The 19,533-nt window shown below is 71.2% G+C and carries 25 protein-coding genes and 1 pseudogene; 18 read left to right on the plus strand and 8 right to left on the minus strand.

Translation table 11 applies throughout. The annotated features are described in order from the left end of the window. Nucleotides 1–88: 88 nt before the first annotated feature. The 12 genes from K4G64_RS30225 to K4G64_RS30280 all read left to right on the plus strand — a co-directional run bounded on the left by K4G64_RS30225 (nt 89) and on the right by K4G64_RS30280 (nt 8,232). Complete coding sequence (locus K4G64_RS30225; RefSeq protein WP_221759127.1) at nt 89–1,936, plus strand: transketolase; 1,848 nt, start codon at nt 89–91, stop codon at nt 1,934–1,936. Next, a complete protein-coding gene (ligD, locus tag K4G64_RS30230; protein WP_221759128.1) occupies nt 1,933–2,862 on the plus strand; it encodes a non-homologous end-joining DNA ligase in 930 nt (309 codons plus the stop codon). Before K4G64_RS30225 ends, ligD begins: the two co-directional genes overlap by 4 nt. Nucleotides 2,863–2,955: 93 nt before the next feature. After that, nucleotides 2,956–3,327: a gas vesicle protein gene (locus K4G64_RS30235; RefSeq protein ID WP_221759129.1), complete on the plus strand. Its 372-nt coding sequence runs from the start codon at nt 2,956–2,958 to the stop codon at nt 3,325–3,327. A gap of 46 nt (nt 3,328–3,373) precedes the next feature. After that, nucleotides 3,374–3,808, plus strand: a complete 435-nt coding sequence (locus K4G64_RS30240; protein ID WP_184851842.1) for a gas vesicle structural protein GvpA — start codon at nt 3,374–3,376, stop codon at nt 3,806–3,808. Beyond that, nucleotides 3,805–4,578, plus strand: a complete 774-nt coding sequence (locus K4G64_RS30245) for a GvpL/GvpF family gas vesicle protein (protein WP_221759130.1) — start codon at nt 3,805–3,807, stop codon at nt 4,576–4,578. The genes K4G64_RS30240 and K4G64_RS30245 overlap by 4 nt, the downstream gene beginning before the upstream one ends. 4 nt (nt 4,579–4,582) lie before the next feature. After that, nucleotides 4,583–4,846 (plus strand): gas vesicle protein GvpG, encoded by a 264-nt coding sequence (locus K4G64_RS30250; RefSeq protein ID WP_221759131.1) that lies wholly within the window; start codon nt 4,583–4,585, stop codon nt 4,844–4,846. Beyond that, nucleotides 4,843–5,526, plus strand: a complete 684-nt coding sequence (locus tag K4G64_RS30255; RefSeq protein WP_221759132.1) for a DNA primase — start codon at nt 4,843–4,845, stop codon at nt 5,524–5,526. Before K4G64_RS30250 ends, K4G64_RS30255 begins: the two co-directional genes overlap by 4 nt. Then, a complete protein-coding gene (locus tag K4G64_RS30260) occupies nt 5,523–6,638 on the plus strand; it encodes an SRPBCC family protein (protein WP_221759133.1) in 1,116 nt (371 codons plus the stop codon). The genes K4G64_RS30255 and K4G64_RS30260 overlap by 4 nt, the downstream gene beginning before the upstream one ends. Then, a complete protein-coding gene (locus K4G64_RS30265) occupies nt 6,635–6,973 on the plus strand; it encodes a gas vesicle protein (protein WP_053673813.1) in 339 nt (112 codons plus the stop codon). Before K4G64_RS30260 ends, K4G64_RS30265 begins: the two co-directional genes overlap by 4 nt. After that, nucleotides 6,970–7,725 (plus strand): GvpL/GvpF family gas vesicle protein, encoded by a 756-nt coding sequence (locus K4G64_RS30270; RefSeq protein WP_221759134.1) that lies wholly within the window; start codon nt 6,970–6,972, stop codon nt 7,723–7,725. Before K4G64_RS30265 ends, K4G64_RS30270 begins: the two co-directional genes overlap by 4 nt. A 16-nt stretch (nt 7,726–7,741) precedes the next feature. Beyond that, nucleotides 7,742–7,930, plus strand: coding sequence for a gas vesicle protein (locus K4G64_RS30275; protein WP_003994122.1), 189 nt, complete (start codon nt 7,742–7,744; stop codon nt 7,928–7,930). A 38-nt stretch (nt 7,931–7,968) separates the two neighbouring features. Next, on the plus strand, nt 7,969–8,232 hold the full coding sequence (locus K4G64_RS30280; RefSeq protein ID WP_030843810.1) for a gas vesicle protein K: 264 nt from the start codon (nt 7,969–7,971) through the stop codon (nt 8,230–8,232). A 54-nt stretch (nt 8,233–8,286) separates the two neighbouring features. Here the strand turns inward: K4G64_RS30280 and K4G64_RS30285 are convergent, their stop codons facing one another. Both K4G64_RS30285 and K4G64_RS30290 read right to left on the minus strand, forming a co-directional pair. Then, on the minus strand, nt 8,287–8,457 hold the full coding sequence (locus K4G64_RS30285) for a hydrophobic protein (RefSeq protein ID WP_221759135.1): 171 nt from the start codon (nt 8,455–8,457) through the stop codon (nt 8,287–8,289). A gap of 42 nt (nt 8,458–8,499) precedes the next feature. Continuing rightward, nucleotides 8,500–9,321 (minus strand): methyltransferase domain-containing protein, encoded by an 822-nt coding sequence (locus K4G64_RS30290; RefSeq protein ID WP_221759136.1) that lies wholly within the window; start codon nt 9,319–9,321, stop codon nt 8,500–8,502. Nucleotides 9,322–9,520: 199 nt separating this feature from the next. Between K4G64_RS30290 and K4G64_RS30295 the strand changes: the two genes are divergently transcribed. Next, nucleotides 9,521–10,063, plus strand: coding sequence for an MOSC domain-containing protein (locus K4G64_RS30295; RefSeq protein WP_221759137.1), 543 nt, complete (start codon nt 9,521–9,523; stop codon nt 10,061–10,063). Between the two features lie 63 nt (nt 10,064–10,126). Next, nucleotides 10,127–11,746 carry an ATP-binding cassette domain-containing protein gene (locus K4G64_RS30300; RefSeq protein WP_221759138.1) on the plus strand — a complete coding sequence of 540 codons (1,620 nt, stop codon included), beginning with the start codon at nt 10,127–10,129 and terminating at the stop codon, nt 11,744–11,746. 149 nt (nt 11,747–11,895) lie between these two features. Here the strand turns inward: K4G64_RS30300 and K4G64_RS30305 are convergent, their stop codons facing one another. Continuing rightward, nucleotides 11,896–12,996 carry a Vms1/Ankzf1 family peptidyl-tRNA hydrolase gene (locus K4G64_RS30305; protein ID WP_221759139.1) on the minus strand — a complete coding sequence of 367 codons (1,101 nt, stop codon included), beginning with the start codon at nt 12,994–12,996 and terminating at the stop codon, nt 11,896–11,898. 64 nt (nt 12,997–13,060) lie between these two features. Between K4G64_RS30305 and K4G64_RS30310 the strand changes: the two genes are divergently transcribed. Further along, entirely contained in the window at nt 13,061–13,348 is a 288-nt protein-coding gene (locus tag K4G64_RS30310) for a DUF6158 family protein (RefSeq protein ID WP_221759140.1), read from the plus strand. A gap of 108 nt (nt 13,349–13,456) precedes the next feature. On the opposite strand, the gene K4G64_RS30315 is transcribed toward K4G64_RS30310, so the two are convergent. From K4G64_RS30315 to K4G64_RS30330, 4 genes and pseudogenes are all read right to left on the minus strand, one after another. Then, the gene (locus tag K4G64_RS30315; protein WP_221759141.1) at nt 13,457–13,999 is read right to left on the minus strand and encodes a type 1 glutamine amidotransferase domain-containing protein; all 543 of its coding nucleotides are present in this window, start codon (nt 13,997–13,999) and stop codon (nt 13,457–13,459) included. Between the two features lie 5 nt (nt 14,000–14,004). After that, a pseudogene (locus tag K4G64_RS30320) lies at nt 14,005–14,648 on the minus strand (diguanylate cyclase). Beyond that, nucleotides 14,645–15,076, minus strand: a complete 432-nt coding sequence (locus tag K4G64_RS30325) for a CBS domain-containing protein (RefSeq protein ID WP_221759142.1) — start codon at nt 15,074–15,076, stop codon at nt 14,645–14,647. The pseudogene K4G64_RS30320 and the gene K4G64_RS30325 overlap by 4 nt, the downstream one beginning before the upstream one ends. Nucleotides 15,077–15,150: 74 nt before the next feature. Beyond that, the gene (locus K4G64_RS30330; protein ID WP_221759143.1) at nt 15,151–15,552 is read right to left on the minus strand and encodes a DUF2795 domain-containing protein; all 402 of its coding nucleotides are present in this window, start codon (nt 15,550–15,552) and stop codon (nt 15,151–15,153) included. A gap of 157 nt (nt 15,553–15,709) precedes the next feature. On the opposite strand from K4G64_RS30330, the gene K4G64_RS30335 reads away from it, so the two are divergent. Continuing rightward, nucleotides 15,710–15,895, plus strand: a complete 186-nt coding sequence (locus K4G64_RS30335; protein ID WP_221759144.1) for a hypothetical protein — start codon at nt 15,710–15,712, stop codon at nt 15,893–15,895. Here K4G64_RS30335 and K4G64_RS30340 read toward each other — a convergent pair. Beyond that, on the minus strand, nt 15,849–17,642 hold the full coding sequence (locus tag K4G64_RS30340; RefSeq protein WP_221759145.1) for a thiamine pyrophosphate-requiring protein: 1,794 nt from the start codon (nt 17,640–17,642) through the stop codon (nt 15,849–15,851). The genes K4G64_RS30335 and K4G64_RS30340 overlap by 47 nt on opposite strands. Nucleotides 17,643–17,879: 237 nt before the next feature. Here K4G64_RS30340 and K4G64_RS30345 point away from each other — a divergent pair, with 237 nt between their 5' ends. Both K4G64_RS30345 and K4G64_RS30350 read left to right on the plus strand, forming a co-directional pair. Further along, nucleotides 17,880–18,674 (plus strand): RNA polymerase sigma factor SigF, encoded by a 795-nt coding sequence (locus tag K4G64_RS30345; RefSeq protein WP_221759146.1) that lies wholly within the window; start codon nt 17,880–17,882, stop codon nt 18,672–18,674. A gap of 192 nt (nt 18,675–18,866) precedes the next feature. Further along, a partial coding sequence (locus K4G64_RS30350; RefSeq protein ID WP_260461177.1) for a hypothetical protein occupies nt 18,867–19,533 on the plus strand: 667 nt, incomplete at its 3' end.

Raw genomic sequence — 19,533 nt, forward strand, 5'->3', positions numbered from 1 at the left:
CGCCCGGCCATCCGCCTCCCGGTCACCCCGCCCCCGGTCCCGTCAAACGAAGCGACGTCCCGGACGACGACTCCTCGGAAGGAGACTCATGAACACCGGTGAACTCACCGACCTCGGACAGCAGCTGCGGGTGGACAGTGTCCGCGCCGCCGCCGCGGCGGGCTCCGGGCACCCGACGTCCTCGATGTCCGCGGCCGACCTGATGGCCGTCCTGATCGCGAACCACCTCCGCTACGACTTCGACCGCCCCGCCCACCCCGGCAACGACCGCTTCGTCCTCTCCAAGGGCCACGCCTCCCCGCTACTGTACTCCGCGTACAAGGCGGCCGGCGCCATCGACGACGAAGAGCTGCTCACCTTCCGCAAGCTGGGCAGCCGCCTCGAAGGGCACCCCACCCCGCAGCGCCTGCCGTGGGTCGAGACGGCCACCGGCTCGCTCGGGCAGGGCCTGCCCGTCGGGGTCGGCATCGCGCTGGCCGGCAAGCGGCTCGACCGCACCGGCTACCGCACCTGGGTGCTGTGCGGCGACAGCGAGCTGGCCGAGGGATCCATCTGGGAGGCCGCCGAGCACGCCGGTTACGAGCACCTGGACAACCTCACCGTGATCGTCGACGTCAACCGGCTCGGCCAGCGCGGCCCCACCCGGCACGGTCACGACCTGGACGCCTACGCCCGCCGCTTCCAGGCCTTCGACTGGCACACCATCGAGATCGACGGCCACGACGTGGACGCCATCGACCGCGCCTACGGCGAGGCCGCCTCCACCAAGGGCCAGCCCACCGCGATCCTCGCCCGGACCCTGAAGGGCAAGGGCGTCGCGGGCGTCCAGGACCGCGAGGGCCTGCACGGCAAGCCGCTGCCGGACGCCGAGGAGGCGATCGCCGAACTCGGCGGCCCGCGCGACATCCGGGTGCGGGTGCAGGAGCCGCCCGCCGCCCGCATGCTGCACTCCGTCCACACCGGGAACTTCGAACTCCCCAAGTGGGACAAGGGCGAGGAGGTCGCCACCCGCAACGCCTTCGGCGAGGCGCTCGCCGCCCTCGGCACCGGCCGCGGCGACATCGTCGCCCTGGACGGCGAGGTCGGTGACTCCACCCGCGCCGAGTTCTTCGCCAAGGAGCACCCCGACCGCTACTTCGAGTGCTACATCGCCGAGCAGCAACTGGTCGCCTCCGCGGTCGGGCTGGCGTCCCGCGGCTGGGTGCCGTACGCCGCCACCTTCGCGGCGTTCCTGACCCGGGCCTACGACTTCATCCGGATGGCCTCCGTCAGCGGCTCCGGCATCAACCTCGTCGGCTCGCACGCGGGCGTCGCCATCGGCGAGGACGGGCCCAGCCAGATGGGCCTGGAGGACCTGGCGATGATGCGGGCGGTGCACGGCTCGACCGTGCTGTACCCGTGCGACGCCAACCAGACCGCCCGGCTCGTCGGCGCGATGGCCGGCCTGGAGGGCGTCCGCTACCTGCGCACCTCGCGCGGCGAGAGCCCGGTGATCTACGCCGCCGACGAGGAGTTCCCGGTCGGCGGCAGCAAGGTGCTGCGCTCCTCCGGACGGGACCGGCTGACCCTGGTCGCGGCGGGCGTCACCGTGCACGAGGCACTGGCCGCCGCCGAGGCCCTGGAGCAGGAGGACATCGCCGTGCGGGTGATCGACCTGTACTCCGTGAAGCCCGTCGACCGGGCCACCCTGCGCCGGGCCGCCGAGGAGACCGGCTGCCTGGTGACCGTGGAGGACCACCACCCCGAGGGCGGCATCGGGGACGCGGTTGTCGACGCCTTCACCGACGGACGCCCCGTACCGCGCCTGGTGCGGCTCGGCGTGCGGAGCATGCCGGGCTCGGCGTCCCCGGAGGAGCAGCTGCGCGCCTCGGGCATCGACGCGGAGTCCATCGCGGCGGCCGGGCGGCTGCTGGTGGAGGAGGCGGTCGTGCGGTGAGCGGCGGCGACGACACGCACAGGGTGCGGGTGGGCCGCCGCACGGTGGAGGTGCACCGGCCGGACAAGGTGCTCTTCCCCGGCGGCGGCGACGCCAAGGAGTACACCAAGGCCGACCTCGTGGACTACTACCGGGCCGTCGCGCCGTTCATGCTGCCGCACCTGCGCGGCCGGCCGCTGATGCTGGAGAGGCACCCGGACGGCATCGACGGCCCGACGTTCATGCAGAAGAACACCCCGGACCACTACCCCGAGTGGATCCGGCGCGTCGAGTTGGCCAAGGAGGGCGGCACCGTCCGCCACACAGTCTGCGACGACACAGCCACCCTCCTCTACCTGGCCGACCAGGCGAGCATCACCCTGCACCGCTGGCTGTCCCGCTCCGACCGGATCGACCACCCCGACCGGCTGGTCTTCGACCTCGACCCCTCGGGGGACGACTTCGAGGCCGTACGCGAGGCCGCCCGGCTGCTCGGGGAACTGCTCGACGAGCTGGAGCTGCCCTCGGCTCTGATGACCACCGGCTCGCGCGGGCTCCACGTCATCGTGCCGCTGGGCGGCCGGCACGACTTCGACGAAGTGCGCGCCTTCGCCCGGGACGTCGCCGACACCCTCGCCGCCGCCCACCCCGACCGGCTCACCACCGCCGCCCGCAAGAAGGAACGCGGGGACCGGCTCTACCTCGACATCCAGCGCAACGCCTACGCCCAGACCGCCGTAGCGCCCTACACGGTCCGGGCCCGCCCGGGCGCGCCCGTGGCCACCCCCATCACCTGGGAGCAACTGGACGACCCGGAGCTGCACGCCCGCCGCTGGACCGTCGCCGACGCCGTCGAGCAGGCCCGCACCAACCCCTGGTCAGGCCTGCTGAGCCGCGGCCGGGCGCTGGGACCGGCCCGGCGGCGGCTGAACGCCCTGCGCGGCTGAGACCCCGCCGGCGATCTCCCGGTGGGTGGCAGATGCATGGGCCCGTAGAGGTTTGGCAAACACTCTTGCGGCCACACGGAGGGGGAGGTGGCCATGTCGAACACAAAAAACACGCAAGAGTCACAGGATTCACAGGAGTCCCAGAACTCCCGGAACTCGAGCAGAACGAACGACAAGCAGACGGCCAAGAGCCGGCCGAGCCCGATGGAGGTGCTGCGTCAGGCGCGCGGCCAGCTCGCGGAGCTCACCGGCATGGAAGCCGAGTCCGTGTCGTCCTTCGAGCAGACGGAGGAGGGCTGGGCGCTGGAGGTCGAGGTCCTCGAACTCGAGCGCGTGCCCGACACGATGAGCCTGATGGCGAGCTACCAGGTGGAGCTCGACGCAGAGGGGCAGCTCACGGGTTACCGGCGCGTCCGCCGCTATGAACGCGGGCGGTCCGACGCGCGCAGGTCCGGCGGCCGCTAGGCCGCCCGACCCGACCCGCACCCACACACGAGGAGGAACATCCGGCATGACTGTCGTACCGGCACAGCAGTCCGGCGGCGGAGGCGGCAGCAGCGGTCTCTATGACGTGCTCGAACTCGTCCTGGACAGGGGGCTCGTCATTGACGCATTCGTGCGAGTCTCCCTGGTCGGCATCGAGATCCTCAAGATCGACGTACGTGTCGTCGTCGCCAGCGTGGACACATACCTGCGCTTCGCCGAGGCGTGCAACCGCCTCGACCTGGAGGCCGGTCCGCGCAAGGACCCGGGCCTGCCCGACCTGGTCGGAGAGATGACCGAGTCCGGTGCCCGCGGCAAGTCCAAGGGGGCGCTGTCCGGCGCCGCCGAGACCATATCCGACGCATTCAAGCAGGCGCGTGACGACGGCTCCGAGCGTCAGGGCGAGTCCCGTCCGCGCGCCCGTAAGAGCACGTCGTCCCGCCGGAAGGAGGAGCAGGAGTGAGCACCTACGTCTACGGCATCGCTGCGAGCTCGCACCCCTCTCTGCCCGAGGGCATGGGTGGCGTCGGCGACCCGCCCCGCGAGGTGCGCATCCTGCGCGAGGGTGACCTGGCGGCTGTCGTCAGCGAGGCGCCCGAGGGGCTGCGGCCCAAGCGCAAGGACCTGCTCGCCCACCAGAACGTGCTCAGCGAGGCCGGTGCGGCCGGCTGCGTGCTGCCCATGCGGTTTGGCAGCGTCGCCCCGGACGACAACTCCATCACCGCGGTGCTCGCCGAGCGCGCCGAGCACTACAAGGAGCGGCTGCAGGCCCTGGACAACCGGGTCGAGTACAACGTCAAGGCCAATCACGTCGAAGAGGCCGTGCTGCACCAGGTGATGGCCGAGAGCCCCGACATCCGCGGGCTCGCGGAGGCCAACCGGCAGGCGGGCGGCGGCAGTTACGACGACAAGATCCGGCTCGGCGAGCTGGTCGCGGCCGCGGTCAAGGCCAAGGAGGCCGACGACGGAGCCGCGGTGCAGCGAGCCCTGGAGCCGGTCGCCGACGACGTGAGCACGGGCCCCGAGTCCACGGGCTGGCTGGCGAACGTGTCGTTCCTGGTGAACCGGGAGACGGCCGAGTCGTTCCTGGCCGCGGTCGAGCAGCTCCGCAAGGACATGCCGCACCTGGAGGTGCGGGTCAACGGTCCGCTGCCGCCGTACAGCTTCGTGGAGCCCGGCCCGGCCGAGCCCGCGGGCACGGTGGCGAGCGGTACGGAGACCGGATCGGGGTGACGACATGGGCCTGATCTCGGAGGTGCTGCTGCTGCCGTTCGCGCCGGTGCGCGGCAGCGCCTGGGCCGTCAGACAGGTACTCCAGGAGGCCGAGCGGATCTACTACGACCCCGCCACGGTACGGGCCGAACTGGGTCGCCTGGAAGAGCAGCTGGAGGCCGGGGAGATCACGGAGGAGGAGTTCGACCGCCTCGAGGACGAACTCCTCGACCGGCTTGAGATTGCTTCGCGCAGGAGCGCGGGAACAGGCGACGGGACTACACGATGAACCGAATGGGACTGGGCCTCGCGGTGGGGGCCGGATATCTCCTGGGACGTACCAAAAAACTGAAGATGGCAGTGGCCGTCGGAGGCCTGGTCGCCGGGAAGAAGCTGAATCTGAGTCCGCGCATGGTCGCGGAGCTGCTTCAGCAGCAGCTGCGGAACAACCCGCAGTTCAAGGAGATCGGGGACCAGTTGCGCGAGGATCTGCGCGGCGTGGGCAAGGCGGCCTCCGGTGCCATGGTCGAGCGTCAGCTCGACGCCCTGTCCGACCGGCTGCACGGCCGGACCGCCCAGATGCGCGACCAGCTCACGGGCGCGGTGCCCGGCGGCCGCGAGGACGACGAGGCGGACGCCGAGTACGAGGACGAGGACGAGGACGAGGAGCCCGAGGAGGACGAGCCTGAGGACTCCGCGTCGCACGAGGACGAGGAGCCGGAGGACGAGGAGCCGGAGGACGAGGAGTCCGGGCCGGCGGCGAAGAAGGCCCCGGCGAAGAGGCCGTCCGCGAAGAAGGCGGCCAAGAAGGCTCCGGCCAAGAAGGCCCCCGCCAAGAAGGCCGCCGCCAAGAAGGCACCCGCGAAGAAGACGGCGGCGAAGAAGACGTCGGCCGCCAAGAAGACGACTTCCGGGAGCAGGGGCGGCGGCGCCCGGTCCCGACTGCCGAAGGGAGGCGGTGAGGGATGAGCGACACGCTCGGCTCGGCGAAGTCCGCCGCCAACGGAGCGGCGAAGAACCCGCTCACCGACCTGGCCCACAGCGAGGCCGCAGACCGGCTCAAGGCCGAACTGCAGGAGTACCTCGCCGCCCAGGCCACCCGCATGCTGACCGGAGTCGGCCGCAAGCTCGGCGAGACCACCGGCAAGCTGAACGACATCGCCGAGGGCAACAGCCCCGGCTTCGCCAAACTCGCCCTCGACGGCGGTCGCAAGATAGCCGAGGGCAAGGGACCGCTGCGCTCCGCGGTGGAGCTGGGCGGCTCGCGCCTCAAGGACAAGGTCACGGGCGCTTTCAAGGGCCTGGGCGGCAAGGGCAAAGGCAAGGGCAAGGGCCGTTCCGGCAACAAGCCCACCGTCATCATCGAGCACATCGACGTGGGCGTGCCGCTGCGCACCGCCTACGACCAGTGGACCAAGTACCAGGACTTCAGCACCTTCGCGAAGGGTGTCAAGAGCGCGAGCCGCGACGACGACACCCACTCCGACTGGCAGGCGAAGATCTGGTGGTCCAACCGCAGCTGGAAGGCGAAGACGACTGAGCAGGTCCCGGACGACCGCATCGCCTGGACCTCCGAGGGTGCCAAGGGCACCACGAAGGGCGTCGTCTCCTTCCACCAGCTCACCGACAACCTGACCCGCGTCCTGCTGGTCATCGAGTACTACCCCTCCGGCTTCTTCGAGAAGACCGGCAACATCTGGCGCGCCCAGGGCCGCCGGGCCCGGCTCGACCTCAAGAACTACGTCCGCTTCATCACGATCAAGGGCGAGGCGGAGGACGGCTGGCGCGGTGAGATCCGCGACGGCGAGGTCGTCCGCAGCCACGAGGACGCGCTCGCCGAGGAGGAGTCCGAGGAGTCCGAGGAGGAACGCCCCGAGGGCGAGGAGGCCGAGGACGAGTACGACGAGGAGGAGGCGGAAGAGGAGGACGAGGAGCCCGAGGGCGAGTACGAGGACGACTCCGAGGCTCAGTACGACGAGGAGTACGAGGAGCCCGAGGAGGAGGAAGAGCCCGAGGGCGAGTACGAGGACGAGGAGTACGAGGACGAGGATGAGGAAGTCGAGGCAGGGAGCCGGCGATGACGACGCCCAGCAGGATGCCCGAACCCTACGGTCAGGGGAGCAGCGCCAACCTCGCCGACATCCTTGAACGGGTGCTGGACAAGGGCATCGTGATCGCGGGCGACATCCGGATCAATCTGCTCGACATCGAACTCCTCACCATCAAACTGCGGTTGATCGTCGCCTCGGTCGACAAGGCGAAGGAGATGGGCATCGACTGGTGGGAGACCGACCCGGCCCTGAGCTCGCGGGCGCGCCGGGACGAACTGACCCGTGAGAACGCCGAGTTGCGCGAGAGGCTGGCCCGGCTGGAGGAACTGGAGCCGGGCCGCGCGGAGAAGAAGGAGGCCCCGTGACCGGACTGCGGTACGTCTACGCCGTCTGCCGCCCCTTCGGAACCCCGCTCCAGGCCCAGTTGACGGGTGTGGCGGGTGACCCGCCCAGGGCGCTGACTCACCACGGCCTGGTGGCCGTGGTGAGTCACGTGCCGGAGCGGGACTTCGCGCAGGAGCCGCTGCGGGCCCATCTGGAGGATCTGGACTGGCTCACCGAGACCGCCCGTGCCCACCAGGGCGTGATCGACGCGCTCACCACCGTCACCACGCCGCTGCCCCTGCGACTGGGCACCGTCTTCCACGACGACAGCGGCGTACGGATGATGATGGAGGCCCGCGAAGAGGACTTCCAGCGCACCCTCGACCGGCTGGAGGGCCGGGTCGAGTGGGGTGTGAAGGTGTACGCCGAGTCCGAACCGCAGGAGGAGGCCCGGCCCGCGCAGAAGCCCGCGTCGGGCCGGGACTACCTGCGGCAGCGGCGCATGCAGACCAGGTCCCACGAGGAAATGTGGCAGAAGGCCGAGGCTTTCTCGACCCGGCTGCACGAGGAGCTTTCCGCATTCGCGGAGGATTCCCGGACGCATCCCCCGCAGAATCCCGCGCTTTCCAAGGCGACCGGGCGGAACGTACTGAATGCCGCCTATCTCGTTCCGCGTGTGAGTTCCGAGGAATTCGTGGAACTGGTCGACCGCACGAAGGGTGAGATGCCCGGAATGCGCATCGAACTCACCGGCCCCTGGGCGGCCTATTCGTTCGCCGGGGAGGCCACATGAACAGCCGGGAGAATCCGTGACCGTAGTGGAACGCCGCGAGGTCGCCCTCGTGGACCTGCTCGACCGGCTGCTCGCCGGCGGCGTGGTGATCACGGGGGACATCACCCTGCGCATCGCCGACGTCGACCTCGTCCGTATCGACCTCAACGCGCTCATCAGCTCGGTGAACGCCCAGGTGCCCTCACCGTTCGAGGAGCTGCTGTGACTTCCCCCGACGACCATCCCCATCCGCGCCGCACCCACATGGATCTGGAGCCGGACACGGTCGAGCGTGACCTGGTCAAGCTCGTGCTGACGGTGGTGGAGCTGCTGCGCCAGCTCATGGAGCGCCAGGCCCTGCGCCGGTTCGACGTGGGGGATCTGAGCGAGGAGCAGGAGGAGCGGATCGGACTCACGCTCATGTTGCTCGACGAGCGCATGACGGAACTGCGTGACCGCTACGGACTGCGGCCCGAGGACCTCAACCTGGACCTCGGGCCGCTCGGACCGCTGCTTCCGCGGGACTGAACTCCCACGCGCGGCGCCCCGGGTCCTACCGGACCCGGGGCGCCGTGTGCGCATTCACCACCGGTACCAACGGCCCCTGCCGCCGGCTGCCGACGTACCGCGGACGAAGAAGCCCACCAGCCACAGGACGAGAACCGCGAGTGCGATCCACCAGAGAATCTTCACTGCAAATCCGGCACCGAACAGAACCAGGGCCAGAAGCAGCACCAGCAGGATGGGAACCATAATTCGAACCTCCTGCTTTCAGGGTGTCCTGGAAAACGCGGATCAGGCTTCCTTGCGGCAGAGAATTTCTCCGTGCAGCACGCTGAACCACCCGTCCTCCCGCGTGCCCCATTCCCGCCAGGCCTCGGCCGCGCCCCGCAGCCCCGCCGTGTCGGTGTGCCCGCCCTCGACGGCCCGGTCCGCGTAGGCCGACGCCAGCGTGCGGTCGGCCCACAGCCCGCTCCACCAGGCCCGCTCCTGTGGCGTGGCGAAGGTCCAGGTGCCGGAGGTCGCCGTGATGTCCGTGAGGCCGGCCCGCAGTGCCCATGCCTTCAGTCGTCGCCCGGCGTCCGGCTCGCCACCGTTGGCCCGGGCCACCCGGCGGTAGAGGTCCAGCCAGGCGTCGAGACCCTCGGACGCCGGGTACCAGGTCATGGCCTCGTAGTCGGCGTCCCGTACGGCGACGAGACCGCCAGGCCTGACGACGCGCTTCATCTCGCGCAGCGCCCGCACCGGGTCACCCACGTGCTGGAGTACCTGATGGGCGTGGACCACGCAGAACGTGTCGTCCGGGTAGTCCAGGGCGTGCACGTCGGCGACGGCGAAGTCGACGTTGGTCAGGCCCCGTCCCGCCGCGGTGGCCCGCGCCTGCTCCAGGATTTCCGGCGCCCGGTCGACGCCGGTGACCCGCCCGTCGGGCACGAGTTCGGCCAGGTCGGCGGTGATCGTGCCGGGCCCGCAGCCGATGTCCAGGATCCTCATGTGCGGCTTGAGCGAGGGCAGCAGGTACGCGGCGGAGTTGGCGGCGGTGCGCCAGGTGTGCGAGCGCAGGACGGACTCGTGGTGCCCGTGGGTGTAGACGGCGGTCTCCCGGGGTTCCGGCATGGCGGATCCCACCCCTTCCGGTCGGGTCGGCGTGGGATCACCGTACGCAGAATCTCCGCATGGTGAGACCGAAATCCTGCTATGTGGACTGATGGTCCGTCAGTGAGCAGCGGCCGATCGGTGGGGAGGGGTGGACACACCATCGCTGCCGGGGCAGGCTCGGGACTGATCATCATCACCGCATCAGGGGGACCGAGAGATGAACGCGCACGTGACGGCGGTCAGCAGCAACGGGGAGTACTCGTTCACCAAGCCGAACCGGGACAGCATCACGCTGCTCGCCGGGCTCGGGGTGGAGGGGGACGTGCACGCCGGGGTGACGGTCAAGCACCGCTCGCGCATGGCGCAGGACCCCACCCGGCCGAACCTGCGCCAGGTCCACCTCATCCACGAGGAACTCTTCACCGAGGTCGGCGAGGACGGTTTCGAGGTGGCACCCGGCGAACTCGGCGAGAACATCACCACCCGGGGCATCGACCTGCTCGCGCTGCCGACCGGCACCCTGCTGCGCATCGGCGACAGCGCGGTCGTGGAGGTCACCGGACTGCGCAACCCCTGCCTCCAGATCGACCTCTTCCAGGACGGGCTGCTGAAGCAGGTCGTCGGACGGGACGAGGCGGGCAACATCGTGCGCAAGGCCGGGATCATGAGCGTGGTGCGCGAGGGCGGCGTGGTCCGCCCCGGCGACACCATCCGGGCGGAGCTTCCCAGCGAGCCGCACCGGCCGCTGGAACGGGTCTGACCGGCACCCCCGTACCCGAAACCGGTTTGCCCCGGACCCCTGCGCACCCACACAATCGCGCCCATGGGACACCTCGAAGCCGCGCACCTGGAGTACTACCTGCCCGACGGAAGGGCGCTGCTGGGTGATGTCTCGTTCCGGGTGGGGGAGGGGGCCGTGGTGGCCCTCGTGGGGCCCAACGGCGCCGGGAAGACCACCCTGCTGCGGATGCTCGCCGGTGAGCTCAAGCCGCACGGCGGGTCCGTGGTCGTCGGCGGCGGCCTCGGGGTCATGCGGCAGTTCGTGGGGTCCGTACGCGACGAGACGACCGTGCGGGACCTGCTCGTGTCCGTCGCGACGCCCCGCATCCGCGAGGCCGCCGAGGCCGTCGACGAGGCCGAGCACGCCATCATGACCGTCGACGACGAGGCGGCGCAGCTCAAGTACGCCCAGGCCCTCGCCGACTGGGCCGAGGCCCGCGGGTACGAGGCCGAGACGCTGTGGGACATGTGCACCACGGCCGCGCTCGGGGTGCCGTACGACAAGGCGCAGTTCCGGGAGGTCCGCACCCTCTCCGGCGGCGAGCAGAAACGGCTCGTCCTGGAGGCGCTGCTGCGCGGCGCCGACGAGGTGCTGCTCCTCGACGAGCCCGACAACTACCTCGACGTTCCCGGCAAGCGGTGGCTGGAGGAGCGGCTGAAGGAGACCCGCAAGACGGTTCTGTTCGTCTCCCACGACCGCGAACTCCTCGCCCGCGCCGCCGAGAAGATCATCTCTCTGGAGCCCGGGCCCGCGGGTGCCGACGCCTGGGTGCACGGCGGCGGCTTCGCCACCTTCCACGACGCCCGGCGGGAGCGCTTCGCCCGCTTCGAGGAGCTGCGCAGGCGCTGGGACGAGAAGCACGCCCAGCTGAAGAAGCTGGTGCTGACGCTGCGTCAGGCGGCCGCGGTCAGCCATGAGATGGCCTCCCGCTACGCGGCCGCCCAGACGCGCCTGCGCAAGTTCGAGGAGGCCGGGCCGCCCCCGGAGCCGCCGCGCGAGCAGGACATCAGGATGCGGATCAAGGGCGGCCGCACCGGCGTCCGGGCCGTCACCTGCGCGAGCCTGGAGCTCACCGGCCTGATGAAGCCCTTCGACCTGGAGGTTTTCTACGGCGAGCGTGTCGCCGTCCTCGGCTCCAACGGCTCCGGCAAGTCCCACTTCCTGCGCCTGCTCGCCGGCGACGACGTGGCGCACACGGGGGGCTGGAAGCTGGGTGCGCGCGTCGTGCCCGGCCACTTCGCGCAGACGCACGCGCACCCGGAGCTTCAGGGCCGCACGCTCCTCGACATTTTGTGGAAGGAGCACGCACAGGACCGCGGCGCCGCGATGTCCCGCCTGCGCCGCTACGAGCTGACCCAGCAGGCGGAGCAGACGTTCGAGCGTCTCTCCGGCGGCCAGCAGGCCCGTTTCCAGATCCTCCTGCTGGAGCTCCAGGGCGTGACGGCGCTGCTGCTGGACGAGCCGACCGACAACCTCGACCTGGAGTCCGCCGAGGCGCTCCAGGAGGGCCTGGAGGCCTTCGACGGCACGGTCCTCGCGGTCACCCACGACCGCTGGTTCGCCCGCTCCTTCGACCGCTTCCTGGTCTTCGGCAGCGACGGCCGGGTCCGGGAGACCCCGGACCCGGTCTGGGACGAACGACGGGTGGAACGGGCCCGCTAGGGCCGCGGCCCCGGGAGGCGCGGCCCTCAGGGGCGCGGGTCTGTATCGACGGTTCGGCTCCGCCGCGTGGGCGCGACCAGCCACGGCGGGCCCGTACACGCGCTACGTGAAGCACCCGAACGGCGGCCGGGCGCAGAGCAACGTTCCGCTCACCTCCACCGCAGCAGCGCCCCGAGGCCCCCCACCGGCACCTCCTCCTGGGAGACCGCCAGCGCGGGCGCATCCGTGGCCACCGCGGAGCGGATCAGTGCGTCGTCCGCCCGGGCCGGCCACGAGTGCTGCTCGCCCAGGACCTTCAGGTCCGTACGGCGCACCGCGAGCTGGTCGGGATCCTCCCCGATCCACACCTCGCGGTGCGCGTCGGGCCCGTCCGTCCTGATCAGCAGCTCGTCGATGCGGTGCTCACGCGCCGCCTCGACCAGCGCGGGCACGCCCTCGGCGGCCCCGGCCCGGCCCTCGCCGTCCGGGGTGCGGGCGGCACGGAACCGCTCCAGCTCCGCCTCGGCCCGCCGCGCGATGTGCTCGGCCCGGGCTCGCTCCACGTCCTCGTCGAGCAGTCGGCTGCCGGTGCCGTGCGGCGCCTCGACCACCAGGTCGTGCAGCCGCTTGGGCAGCCGCTCGTGCACGGACCGCCGCTCCCGGTCGTCGCCGACGAGAATGAGCAGGTCGGCCTTGGCCTCCTCCTGGCACACGGCGAGCGCGTCGGCGATCTCCGCGGCGTTGTGCTCCCAGGTGTTCTCCACCCGCAGCTGGAAATGCCGCTCGGACCAGTCCGCGGAGCTCGTCCGGTGCACCGGCCACTGCCGCCCGGTGACGCTCCCGGCTGCCTCCCGGCCCAGCGCGTTGCGCAGCTCGAAGTCGGCGCCCTTGCGGTCGACGTACGCCACCACGCACACCGGGTCCTCCCCGGCCAGCTCCAGCAGCGGCGCGACCCGCGGCAGCGGCGCCCATTCGGCCCAGTCACCGCCCTGCGGTGGACGGACCAGCGGCGGGTCGAGAACGACCTCGCCGGCGCGTGCGAACAGGGCCCTGCCGTGCGGCTCGGAGGAGTGCCGCAACTCCTCGATCGCGCTCTGCACGGCCCGGCACGTCGCCTCGTCCGCTCCCTGCGCGGCCAGCTCCCTGGCCATCGCCTGGGCCGTCAGCTCCCGCTCGTGGGGAGTGTCCTCCGTGTGCCGTGAGGTGTCGACGTACACGGAGGCCCAAGGCCCGGGCTGTTCGTACAGTGGGTGCAGAAAGGCGAGATCCATGGTTCCTCCCGGATGGCGCTCGGGGGCAGTGCTCAGGTGCTCCGGGGGCGGGTACCCGGACCGCATGGACGAACACGAGGAGCGGGGCGACACGATGACCGGAGTGGACCCTGACCGGCTGGACGACCAGCAGCTCATGAAAGAGCTGGAGACCATCCACCGCACGCGCCACGACACGCTGCTCTACGGCTCGAACGACGCGCTGCGCGCCCACAACGAGCGCATGGCGCAGCTCGAGGGCGAGTACCTGCGCCGCAATCCGCACCGCCCCGTGGCCGCGGGCCGCACCCGCGAAGGGGCCCGGGAGCGGGGGAGCGGGGAGTCGGCGACTCCCACGGCCCCCGGCACCTGAGCCCCGGGTGGGACGCGTCCGGAACGGAACCGACGCGCCCGGATTGCCCCCGCCGACGCTGCTCGCGGTCGGCGGGGAGCCTTCAGACGGCCTGACGCGCGAGGACCCTCACGCGGCCTCCTGCGCGAAGACGTCCAGGAAGGTTTCGCAGAACGCCTTCAGATCGTCCGGCTTGCGGCTGGTGACCAGCTTGTTCGCCCCGTGGTCACAGACCTTGACCTGCTTGTCGACCCAGGTGCCGCCGGCGTTGCGGATGTCCGTCTGCAGGCTCGGCCAGGACGTGAGCTCCCGGCCGCGTACGACGTCCGCCTCGACCAGCGTCCACGGCGCGTGGCAGATCGCCGCCACGGGCCGGCCGTGCTCGAAGAAGTCCCGGACGAAAGCGACGGCTTTGTCGTCCATCCGCAGGAAGTCCGGGTTGGCGACGCCGCCCGGCAGCACGAGACCACCGAACGAGTTGGGCGAGGTGTCGCCCACGACCTCGTCCACGGGGAAGGTGTCCGCCTTGTCGAGGTGGTTGAAGGCCTGGATCTCGCCCGCTTGCGTCGACACCAGTACCGGCTCGTGACCCGCGTCCTTCGCGGCCTGCCACGGATCGGTCAGCTCGACCTGCTCGACGCCCTCGGGCGCGACCAGAAACGCGATACGCATGATGTTCAACGTCCTTTCCTGTTGCGCTTGTCCTTCTTGCGCTTGTTCTTCTTGCGGCCCGCGCGCACGCACCGCAGCAGTTCCTCGCCGTACGGCAGCAGCACGCAGGTGCCGATGGCGGCGGCGATGCCCGCCAGGTAGCCGGGTGAGAGGGGCCGCCGGCGCGGCACCAGGCGCCATGCGTCGGGATCGCCCCGGCCGCCGCGCAGGAGCGACGTGACCTGATCGGCGTGCAGGCACATCAGGGCGGCCAGGGCCCCGAACGGCAGCGACTCCAGGAAGCTGTGGATGTGCTGCTCGATCGGCTTGACCTCGCGCTCGCTGCGGACGGCCGTACGGACGTCCCACAGCGCCGTCGCCTCGTGCACCGCGGCCCCGCCCAGCTGCACGCTCAGCAGCAGCGGATTGACCTCGTAGCGCAGCGTCAGCGCGATCGGGATGCCGACCTCGGCCATCATCAGCGAGTGGATCAGGGACTCCTTCGTCCCCGCGGTGTCCTCGATACGGGTCCGCCGGTGCATCACCCAGTCGGCCACGCCGGCACGAACCAGCTGGGCAGCAGCCCGTAGAGCAGATACCGGGTCGTGGCGTCACCGACGTCGACGGTGACGCCCGTGGCGCCGAGCCGCCCCCTCTGGTCCGTGCTCATGCATCACCCCGGACGTCGGGCTCGGCCCGGCTGATGTCGGCGAGCGCGGACGCGGGGTCCTCGGCCTCGGCCACGTCGCCGAGGCTCACGATCCCCACAGGCAGCCCGTTCTCCACCACCGGCAGCCGGCGCACCGCGTGCTCGCGCATCAGGGTCACCGCGGTCGCCACCCGGTCGTCCGGCGTCACCGTCACGGGGTTGCGGGTGCACGCCGTCTGCGCGCTGACCGTCATCGGGTCGACGCCGTCGGCCACGGCCCGTACGACGATGTCACGGTCGGTGAGCACGCCGATCACGTCCTGCCCCTCGGCCACCACCACGTCGCCGATGTTCTGCGTGCGCATCAACAGGGCCGCCTCGACGAGCGAAGCGTCCGGGCGCACGGCGACCACACCCGCTGTCATCACGTCCTTGACGTACTCGGCCATCACTGGCGCCTTCCCTCCGTTCCCAGGCCGTGTCGGGGGCGTCGCGGCAGCCCGCGACGCCCCCGACACGGTCCCTACGCGTACTCCTCCGGCCCGGTCTCACGGGCCCGGATCAGGGCCTGCGCCAGTTCCTGGACCGTGCCGTAGCGCTCCTGGGGCGGCAGGTCCTCCACGGCCTCGACGAGAGCGTCGGGGGCATGGTGACCGCGCAGCTCGCGGGCCAGCTCGCGCGCGTTCGCGGGGAACGCCCTGCGGCCCAGGATCCGGGCCAGCTCCATCCGCACCGACTCCAGGGACGTCGGCGCACGGCTCGGCGTCACCGGCCCGTAGGCGACCTCGGGATCGTCCTCGGCGGCCGGCTCCGGGTCGTGCCACTCCTCGGTGCGCGTGGGGTGCCCTGACCTGAGCAGGCCCTGCAGTTCGTGCTTCATCTCGTCGTCCCGGTGGACGTTCAGCCGGTCGCTGCCTCGCTGCATGTCTCCCTCCAGAGGTTCGGGGGCCCGCACCGCGTACCCGCACACCGGAGGGCGACACAGGTTCCGCCGGCCCGATCGCCGCCGTCCGCACTGGTTTGCGCCATGCCCTGCGGGAGACCCGGATCGCCCCCCACACCTCTCTGGGGAAGGACACGTCATGGCGATGCTCGCTGTGCTCATCCCGCTGCTCATGCTCGGAGTGGTGCTGGTGCTGGGCCGTTACGAGGAGTTGCTGCTGCCGCAGAAGGGCGCCGACCGGCGCGAACCGGCCGGCGTACCCCCCGCGGCCGCGGCGGCTACTTCTTCTCCCGCCCCGGCAGGAACTCCTGCACCTTCGCCCTGAAGCCCCGCCTGACCATCGCTCCCCGGTCCGCGTCGCCCTTCAGGATCGACGCGGCGGTCGCCTCCATCTGGTCCCAGGTGGCGTGCGGCGGGATCGGGGGGACGGCCGGATCGGTCAGGAACTCCAGCACCGCGGGACCGTCCGCCTCCAGCGCGGCCCGCCAGGCCGCCTCCACGTCCTCCGGCTTCTCCACCCGGATGCCGGTCAGCCCCAGGGAGCGGGCGAACGCGGCGTACTGCACGTCCGGAAGCTCCTGCGAGGGCAGGAACGACGGCGCGCCCTCCATGGCCCGCATCTCCCAGGTGACCTGATTCAGGTCGTGGTTGTTGAACACCGCGATCACCAGCCGCGGATCGTTCCACAGATGCCGGTACTTGGCCGCGGTGATCAGCTCGGCCATCCCGTTCATCTGCATCGCACCGTCCCCGACCAGCGCGATCGCCGGCCGGTTCGGGTGCGCGAACTTCGCGCCGATCGCATACGGCACGCCGCAGCCCATCGTCGCCAGCGTGCCGGAGAGCGAGCCGCGCATGCCCGGCTTCATGGTCAGGTGCCGGGCGTACCAGTTGGCCACGGAACCCGAGTCGGACGTGACGATCGCGTCGTCCGGCAGCAGCGGGTCCAGCGCACGGGCCACGTACTCCGGGTTGATCGGGTCGGCCTCGAGCCCGGCCCGGCGCTCCATGACGTCACGCCAGCGCGTGACGTTGTCGCACACGGTGTCGTACCACTCGCGCCCGCGCCCCTCCTCGATCAGCGGGAGCAGCCGCTCCAGTGTGGCCTTCGCGTCACCCACCAGGTTCACCTCGTAGGGGTAGCGCATCCCGACCATGTGCGGATCGATGTCGATCTGCACGCCCCGCGCCGAGCCGTACTCCGGCAGGAACTGGCTGTACGGGAACGACGACCCGATGGTCAGCAGTGTGTCGCAGTCCCGCATCAGCTCGTAGGACGGACGGGTGCCCAGCAGGCCGATCGAGCCGGTGACGTACGGCAGTTCGTCGCTGAGGACGTCCTTGCCGAGCAGCGCCTTGGCGACGCCCGCGCCGAGCAGCTCGGCGATCTCCTCCACCTCGGCCCGCGCGCCGGCCGCGCCCTGGCCGACCAGGATCGCCACCTTGTCACCGGAGTTGAGGATCTCGGCGGCCCGCCGCACCGAGTCGTCCGACGGCACCGTGGTCCACCCGCTGCGGTCCAGGCTGGAGGGCACCATCTTGAACTCGTGCGTCGGCGGCGCGTAGTCGAGCTCCTGGACGTCGCCGGGGATGATGACCGCCGTCGGGCAGCGGCGTGCGTACGCGGTGCGGATCGCCCGGTCCAGCACGTTCGGCAGCTGCTCCGGCACCGTCACCGTCTCCACGAACTCGGAGGCGACGTCCTTGTACAGCGAGTGCAGATCGACCTCCTGCTGGTAGGAGCCGCCCATCGCGGTGCGGTCCGTCTGGCCGACGATCGCCAGCACCGGCACATGGTCCAGCTTGGCGTCGTACAGTCCGTTCAGCAGATGGATCGCGCCCGGCCCCGACGTCGCCGCGCACACCCCGAGCCGCCCGCTGAACTTGGCGTAGCCGACGGCCTGGAACGCCGACATCTCCTCGTGCCGCGACTGCACGAAACGCGGCTCGTTCTCCGCCCTGCCCCACGCGGCGAGCAGGCCGTTGATGCCGTCGCCGGGATAGCCGAAGACCTGCTCCACTCCCCATTCGCGCAGCCTCTGCAGGACATGGTCGGCGACCTTGGTGCTCATGTGCGACCTCCCGGACGTATGGGGACGGAGTCAGCGGTACGAGTCACCCTGCGCGACGACGGAAAACCTCTCCGGGTTTGCGGGTGGGGGCCGGGGGCAGGCGCCCATGAGTGCTTCGGACAGGAGGCACGTCCGTGGGAGCGGCGAGCCGGCCGCACCGGCGCCCCTGTCCACAGTGATCGCGCTCCCACGGTGACCGTCCAACCCAGAGCACTTTCAAGGGAATTGCGACGTATCATGCCGACTCGATCCAGCACGAAGAAGCACCCCCACGACGACGCCCCCGACACCGCGGAGGCCTTCCGCAGGATCGCCTCCATGCCCGCCGGCCCGGAACGCGACGCGCTCCGCGACGGGATCGTCGAGGCCTGGCTGCCCATGGCGGACCGCATCGCCGGACGCTTCCGCAGCCGCGGCGAGAACTTCGAGGACCTGCGCCAGGTCGCGGCCCTCGGCCTCGTCAAGGCCGTCGACCGGTACGACCCCGAGCGCGGCAACGCCTTCGAGAGCTACGCCGTACCGACCATCACCGGCGAGATCAAGCGTCACTTCCGCGACCACATGTGGACCCTGCACGTACCCCGCCGCGTCCAGGACCTGCGCAACCGCGTGCGCTCCGCCGGCCAGGACCTGTCCCAGACCATCTCCGGCCGCCGGCCCACGGTGGCCGAGATCGCCGAGCACGCGAACCTGAGCGAGGAGGACGTCCGGGCCGGCCAGGAGGCACTGGAGAGCTTCACGGCGCTGTCCCTGGACGCGGAACTGCCCGGCAGTGAGGACGGCTACTCCCTGAGCGACGCGCTGGGGTCCTACGACCCGGCGCTGGACACCGTCGTCGACCGGGAGGCCGTGAGGGCCCGGCTGGCGGCGCTGCCCGAGCGGGAGCGGTCGATCCTGTACATGCGGTTCTTCGGGGACATGACGCAGAGCCGGATCGCCGAGGAGCTGGGCATCTCGCAGATGCACGTGTCCCGGCTGATCAGCCGGTGCTGCGGGCGGGTGCGGGAGCAGGTCATGCGGGACGCGGCCTGACGCACGGTCCCGGGTACGCGGGACGCGGCCCGACGCGCGGTCCCGGGCATGCGGGACGCGGCCGGGCACAGAGCCCCGGGACGTTCACCCGGTTGGAGGGTGCCGTCCCGCTAATGGGGTCCGGTCCCGCGCGGGCCCGCCGGCGGCGGGCTGTCATGGCAGAGGGGTATGACTACCGAAGGAGTCCCCTCGATGCGCCGCAGCCTGCACGCCCTGTCCGTCGCCGTCCTGGCCGGCTCAGCCCTGGTGGGCTTCGCGCCGGCCGTGTCCGCCGAACCGGCCGCCGAGGTCAGTCCCGCCACCGTCCAGCCCGGCGGCACGCTCACCGTCTCGGTCAGCTGCGATGCGACCGGCGGGCCGCCGCCCGACACCATCGACGCCACCTCCGAGGCCTTCGACGAGGGCACGGTGCCGCTGCAGAAGGTCACCGGCAACGACGACGAGGTGTCCGGCCCCGCCTACCGCGGCACGGCCCGCATCGCCTCCGCGGAGAACTTCGAGGGCGACCCGGACGCCCCGGCGGAGGACTCGGCTTGGAGCGTCGAGGGCACCTGCCCGGCCGCTCCCGGCGGCGAGGGCGCGATCTGGAGCGCGACGTTCACCGTGGCCCACGGCTCCGGTCCCCACAAGCCGTCGCACAAGCCCACAAACGAACCTCCGTACGGCCCCACGCACCCACCCACCCACAGGCCCTGCCCCGAGCCCTCGCACCACTGGATGCCGAAAGCCCCCGAGTCGCACCCCACCGAGTGCGGCGAGGCGCCGGTCCGGCGCCTCGCCGCACTCGGTGGGGTGCGACTCGGGGGCTTTCGGCATCCAGTGGTGCGAGGGCTCGGGGCAGGGCCTGTGGGTGGGTGGG

The sequence above is a fragment of the Streptomyces sp. WAC04114 genome, from assembly GCF_019733245.1.
GTDB classification, from domain to species: Bacteria; Actinomycetota; Actinomycetes; order Streptomycetales; family Streptomycetaceae; genus Streptomyces; species Streptomyces massasporeus_A.